Source organism: Streptomyces atriruber (assembly GCF_001418325.1).
GTDB classification, from domain to species: Bacteria; Actinomycetota; Actinomycetes; order Streptomycetales; family Streptomycetaceae; genus Streptomyces; species Streptomyces atriruber.
Window position 1 is genome coordinate 1 of record NZ_LIPN01000429.1, and the last position, 5,964, is coordinate 5,964.

Here is a 5,964-nt window from a genome sequence, read left to right on the forward strand (position 1 = left end):
GTCTCGGCGAGGACGCCGAGAGGGTCGACCCGCACGCCCTTCTCGTCCCCGCTCCGGCCCTCCCGGTCCCCCTCGTCGCTCTCCCGATCCTCCTCGTCGCTCTCCCGGTCCCCCTCGTCCTCGTCCTCGGCACGGAGGGCGAGCGAGTGCGCCGCAGGCAGGTCGATGAAGCGCACCGGCACCCCGTTCCGGAGGGCCCACCGGATGGCGACCCATTCCGGCGAGAATCCGGCGAGCGGCCAGAACGCCGAACGGCCCGGCTCGTCCGCCACGTGCGCGAGCAGCGCGACCGGGGGCCGCATCCCCTCGTCCGCGGCGAGCTCCACCAGGGCGTCGGCCTCCGGCGGCCCCTCCACGAGGAGGACGTCGGGCCGCCCCGCCTCCAGCGCGGCCCGCACGGCACGCGCCGAGCCGGGACCGTGGTGCCGCACCCCGAGCAGCAGCGGCTCCTGCGCCCTCGTCATGCGCTCACCTCTCGGCACGCGCGGTAGAAGTCCTTCCAGCCGTCGCGCTCGCGCACGACCGCTTCGAGATACTCCTGCCAGATCACCCGGTCCGCCGCCGGGTCGCGGACGACTGCGCCGAGGATGCCTGCCGCGACGTCGCCGGGACGCAGGACGCCGTCTCCGAAGTGGGCCGCCAGAGCAAGACCGTTGGTGACGACGGAGATCGCCTCGGCCGTGGACAGCGTGCCGCTGGGCGACTTCAGCTTCGTACGCCCGTCCGCCGTGACGCCGTCGCGCAGTTCTCGGAAGACGGTGACGACCCGGCGGATCTCGTCGATGCCCTCGGGGCCCGCGGGCAGGTCGAGGGAGCGGCCGAGCTGGTCGACGCGGCGCGAGACGATGTCGACCTCGGCGTCGGCGCTCTCCGGCAGCGGCAGGACCACGGTGTTGAAGCGGCGACGCAGGGCGCTCGACAGGTCGTTGACGCCGCGGTCGCGGTCGTTGGCCGTGGCGATGAGGTTGAAGCCGCGCACGGCCTGCACCTCCTGCCCCAGCTCCGGGATGGGCAGCGTCTTCTCCGACAGGATCGTGATCAGCGTGTCCTGCACGTCCGCCGGGATGCGGGTCAGTTCCTCGACGCGCGCCGTCATGCCCTCGGCCATCGCCCGCATGACGGGGCTGGGCACGAGCGCGTCGCGGCTCGGGCCGTGGGCGAGCAGCTGGGCGTAGTTCCAGCCGTACCGGATCGCTTCCTCCGGTGTGCCCGCCGTGCCCTGCACGAGCAGCGTCGAGTCACCGCTGACCGCGGCCGCGAGGTGCTCGGACACCCACGTCTTGGCGGTGCCGGGCACGCCGAGCAGGAGCAGGGCGCGGTCGGTGGCGAGGGTGGTGACGGCGACCTCGACGATGCGGCGCGGTCCCACGTACTTCGGCGTGATCACTGTGCCGTCGGGCAGGGTCCCGCCGAGCAGATAGGTGGCGACGGCCCACGGCGAGAGCTTCCAGCGCTGCGGACGCGGCCGGTCGTCCTGAGCGGCCAGCGCGGCCAGTTCGGCGGCGAAGGCGTCCTCGGCGTGCGGCCGGAGCGTCTGCGCACCGTCGGCGGAACCGGAACCGGAACCGGAGCCCGAACCGGAACCGGGCGCGGGCACCGGCGGATTCGCGGTCGCGGACGTCGTCGAGTCGACGGAAACGGTCATGGAGCGATCCCCCTCCAGCTCGTCCGGACGCATCTGGCCCGGAACTGTTCCCACCGTGCACCACGCCACTGACAATCGGCCTTCGCCCTTCTCTGACCTGCGAGAACACCCGGGCCCGAACCGATTGTCAGTGGTGGCACCTACCTTCGAGACATGACTCAGCAGGGGGTGCGCTGGACGGCGGATCAGGTGCTCGCACTGGCTCCTGACGCCCCGTCACGCAAGGCGGGAAGCAAACTCGGCGTCGCCGACCCTTGGTCGGAGGCGGGCAGTTCTGACGAGGGGACGGTGTGGGGGCTGTGCAAGGGCAGTGGCAGCAAGCCGTATCAAACGGTCGTCGACATCGCGGACTCGGCGGGCCCGGCGTACAAGTGCAGTTGCCCGAGCCGCAAGTTCCCGTGCAAGCACGCGCTGGGGCTGCTGCTGGTCTGGGCGGGCGCGGACGGCACCGTGCCGACGGGCGGCGAGCCGCCTGCCTGGGCCGAGGAGTGGCTGGCGACGCGCCGCAAAAGAGCGGAGACCAAGCGGAGTTCGGCCACGGCGCCCACCGCCGCCGCCTCGGCCGACCCTGAGGCGGCGCGCAAGAGGACGGAGAAGCGGGCCGAGCGCATCACCGCGGGGGTGACGGAGCTGGAGCAGCGCCTGTCCGACCTGCTCCGCGGCGGCACGGCATCGGCCGAACAGTCGGGGTACGGCTTGTGGGAGGAGACGGCGGCCCGCATGGTCGACGCGCAGGCCCCCGGACTGGCCGCGAGAGTGCGCGAGTTGGGTGCCATACCGTCCTCGGGATCCGGCTGGCCCGTGCGCCTCCTGGAGGAGTGTGCGCTGCTCCACCTGCTCGACCGGGGCTGGCTCCACCGCGACCGGCTGCCGGCCGGGCTGGCGGCCACGGTCCGTTCCCGGGTCGGCCTGCCGAGCCGTCCGGAGGGCCCGCCGGTGCGGGACCGCTGGCTGGTCCTCGCGCAGTACGACACGGCGGACAGCAGACTCACCACGCGCCGCATATGGCTGTACGGCACGGACTCCGGCCGCACCGCGCTCCTCCTCTCCTACGGGGCAGCGGGCCGTGCGCCCGCGCTCGCCCTGCCGGTGGGCCTGGTGCTCGATGCCGAGGTGACCGGATATCCGGGCGCGGGGCAGCTGCGGGCGGACCTGGGCGAGCAGTTCACGGCGCCGAGACCCACCACACAACGGCCGCCGGGCGTGCGCCCCGCAGAGGCCGCCGCCCGCTACGGCGCGGCGCTCAAGGATGACCCCTGGCTGGAGTCCTGGCCGGTGACGCTCGCCGAGGTGATACCGACCCGGGCACAGGACTCCTGGCAACTGGCTGATCCGAGAGACGGCTCGGCCCTCCCCCTCGCGCCGTCCGCCGTGTCCCGGCCGGGCCTGTGGCGTCTGGTCGCCCTCTCCGGCGGCGCACCGCTGACGGTGTTCGGCGAATGCGGCCACCAGGGCTTCACACCACTGGCGGCCTGGCCGAAGGGCTCGGGGGACAAGGGCCCGGAAGACCAGGTCTCAGGAGAGAAGGACTCAGGAGAGACGGTGTCGCTGTGCTGACGAACGCACCACAGGAAACCACCCCACCCACGGCACATCCCGCTCCGGCCACCGCCCGCCCCTCCTGGGAGGACCTGGTCACGGCGGCCTTGCTGGGCACCGAGCGCCGTGCACTGCCGCCCGCCGTGCACACCCGCGGCATGGAGGCACCGATCGCGCTCCTGGACGCGGCGGCGCTGCAGACGGTCCGCCGCAGGGCAGGGCTGCGCCCGGCCCCGGCCGCCGCACCGCCCGAGCCCGCGGCGCACGACCCCAGGCCACCGGTGCCCCCTGCGGCCCGGCGCAGGCTCGCCACGCTGCTCACCGATCAGCCCGGCACCGGCGGCGGTCGCAGGGGCGCGGCCCCCGACCTGATGGAACTCCTGCCCCAGTGGCTGGCCCTGGCCAACGCGCGGGGGTACGGCGCCCCGCCAGAGCTGCTGCCCGCGCTCCTGAACGCGGCACGCGGCCGCACGGACCTGCGCCCCCAGGCCCTCACCTTCGCGGGCCCCCGGGCCCTGTGGCTGGCCCGCCTGAACCCCGACTGGAAGTTCGCGCTCCGCGCCACCCCGGGAGGCGGCGTGGCGCTCCCGCCCACCGATGACGCCCCGAAGGTCCAACAGCTGTGGGAGGAGGGCCTCTTCGCCGAGCGCGTCGCCCTGCTCACCGCGCTGCGCGCGCACGACGCCCGCGCGGCCCTGGACCTGCTCACGTCCACGTGGTCGACGGAGCGGGCGGAGGACCGCCTGATGTTCCTCGACTCCCTGCGCACCGGCCTGTCCTCCGAGGACGAGCCGTTCCTGGAGCAGGCCCTCACCGACCGCAGTCGCAACGTCCGCTGCACGGCGGCGGAGCTGCTGTCCGCCCTCCCCGACTCGGCCCTGGCCGGCCGGATGTCGACCCGCGCGGCCTCCTGCGTGGCCGTCGACCACACCTCCGACACACCGACCCTCACGGTGGAGGCGCCGCACGAGTGCGACGCGGGCATGGAGCGGGACGGCGTCACCCCGAAGCCCCCCACCGGCCGCGGCGAACGCTCCTGGTGGCTCGGTCAGCTGGTGGAATCGGCCCCGCTCGCCACCTGGCAGCCCCGGCTCGGCAATCGCACACCGACCGAGATCGTGGCGCTCCCGGTGGCCGACGACTGGCGGAGCGAACTGCACGCCGCGTGGTGCCGTGCGGCGGTACGCCAACGGGACGTGGCCTGGTCCAGGGCGCTGCTCGGCACCCCCGCGTCACCCGACGCCGCGGGCCCGGGCGCCGTGTCGCTCGCCGAGCGCGCCAAGCTCCTCGCCTCGCTGCCCGCCGCCGAACGGGCGGACTGGGTGGCCGGTTTCATCGCGGCGCACGGCCTGTCGGAGGCGTTCCAACTGCTCGGCGTCTGCGCGGTCCCCTGGGCCGGGCCGCTGGGCGGCGCGGTGGTGGACTCCCTGAACATCGCCCGGGACGCGGGCAGTTACCCCTGGAGCTTCAGCGGTGTGATGGGCCTCGCGGAGCGCTGCCTCGACCCGTCGGAGGCGGTCCGTCTGGACGCGCTCACCGCGATCCCCGACGAGCCGGAGAACGCCTCCCCGGGCGCGGTCGGCTACTGGTCGGAGGCGTTCCAGCGCCTGGTGACCACCCTGCGCCTCCGCGCAGCGATACGCGACGAACTCCCGCCGCCGTAAAGCGCGGGGCACGCGTGGTGCGCGGGGGCACGCGTGATGCCTGTGGCACGCGCAACCCCTGTGGCACCCGTGACGCAGGGGCAGGCGCAGGGGCGGCGAGTACGGACACACGCCCGCGGCCCCGCGCCCCCGCACGTACAACCGAACCGGAGGAGGTCGGACGAGAAGGTCAGACGGCGGCCTGGCGCACGTTCCCCCGGACCCACTCCACGATCGACGTGGTGGTGGCCCCGGGCGTGAAGATCTCCGCGACACCCTTCTCCTTGAGCGGCGCGATGTCCGCCTCAGGGATGATGCCGCCGCCGAACACCTTGATGTCCTCCGCGTCCCGCTCCTTCAGAAGCTCCAGCACGCGCGCGAACAGCGTGTTGTGCGCCCCCGACAGGATGGAGAGGCCGATCGCGTCGGCGTCCTCCTGGATCGCCGTGTCCACCACCTGCTCGGGCGTCTGGTGCAGCCCGGTGTAGATGACCTCCATACCGGCGTCACGCAACGCCCGCGCGATGACCTTGGCCCCGCGGTCGTGCCCGTCGAGCCCCGGCTTCGCGACGACCACGCGGATCGGCCCGGCTGCCACACCCATCACTGCCTCCATGTACCGATATCCGTACCGACAACAGTCTGTCCCGGCACAGATACCCCGCACCGCACCGGCCGGGGAAGTGAACGAACGTTATCCCCAGCATCGCGCAAGCGGCAGTTTCACGGTGGAGAGCGAGGGGGAAATCACACGTGGGACACGTTCGCTGCGCGCCCATCCGTAACCGAGGGGTTCACGCTCCGCTTCCGGACCAGGCGCGAGGGGAGCCGCAACGAGACGCCGGGACACCATGCCGGCAGCCGCACGGCATGGTGATTCCGCACATCGGCGATGCAACGGGGGCACGGGGTCACCACTGAACGGTGGCCGGGATCGCCATCGCACAGCCGTCTCCTCGGCCACGACTCCCCCTAGGGCACACGGGGGACAGAGACGTCCTTCCGTGCGCCAATCGGGAGGTCGACGATGCCGCTCACAGGGACCCGCCCCTTTCGCCCGCTCGGCTCGCTGCTGCCGAGAATCCTCGGCCTCGCCCCACTCCCCGCGCGCCCACCCCCGTTCTCTTATACACATCT

5 protein-coding genes are annotated in these 5,964 nt (G+C 73.3%); 2 read left to right on the forward strand and 3 right to left on the reverse strand.

The features are described from left to right. A partial coding sequence (locus AOK03_RS34765) for a DUF5682 family protein (RefSeq protein ID WP_244177865.1) occupies positions 1-464 on the reverse strand: 464 nt, incomplete at its 3' end. Beyond that, positions 461-1,645 carry an ATP-binding protein gene (locus tag AOK03_RS34770; protein ID WP_055569379.1) on the reverse strand — a complete coding sequence of 395 codons (1,185 nt, stop codon included), beginning with the start codon at positions 1,643-1,645 and terminating at the stop codon, positions 461-463. The genes AOK03_RS34765 and AOK03_RS34770, both read right to left, overlap by 4 nt. A gap of 153 nt (positions 1,646-1,798) precedes the next feature. Here AOK03_RS34770 and AOK03_RS34775 point away from each other — a divergent pair, with 153 nt between their 5' ends. Together AOK03_RS34775 and AOK03_RS34780 are read left to right on the forward strand one after the other, a co-directional pair. Then, positions 1,799-3,202: an SWIM zinc finger family protein gene (locus AOK03_RS34775; RefSeq protein ID WP_055569377.1), complete on the forward strand. Its 1,404-nt coding sequence runs from the start codon at positions 1,799-1,801 to the stop codon at positions 3,200-3,202. Next, complete coding sequence (locus tag AOK03_RS34780) at positions 3,085-4,848, forward strand: DUF5691 domain-containing protein (protein WP_425264443.1); 1,764 nt, start codon at positions 3,085-3,087, stop codon at positions 4,846-4,848. Before AOK03_RS34775 ends, AOK03_RS34780 begins: the two co-directional genes overlap by 118 nt. A 169-nt stretch (positions 4,849-5,017) precedes the next feature. Here the strand turns inward: AOK03_RS34780 and icmB are convergent, their stop codons facing one another. Beyond that, entirely contained in the window at positions 5,018-5,431 is a 414-nt protein-coding gene (icmB, locus tag AOK03_RS34785) for a coenzyme B12-dependent isobutyryl CoA mutase small subunit (protein ID WP_055569378.1), read from the reverse strand. Between the last annotated feature and the right edge of the window lie 533 nt (positions 5,432-5,964).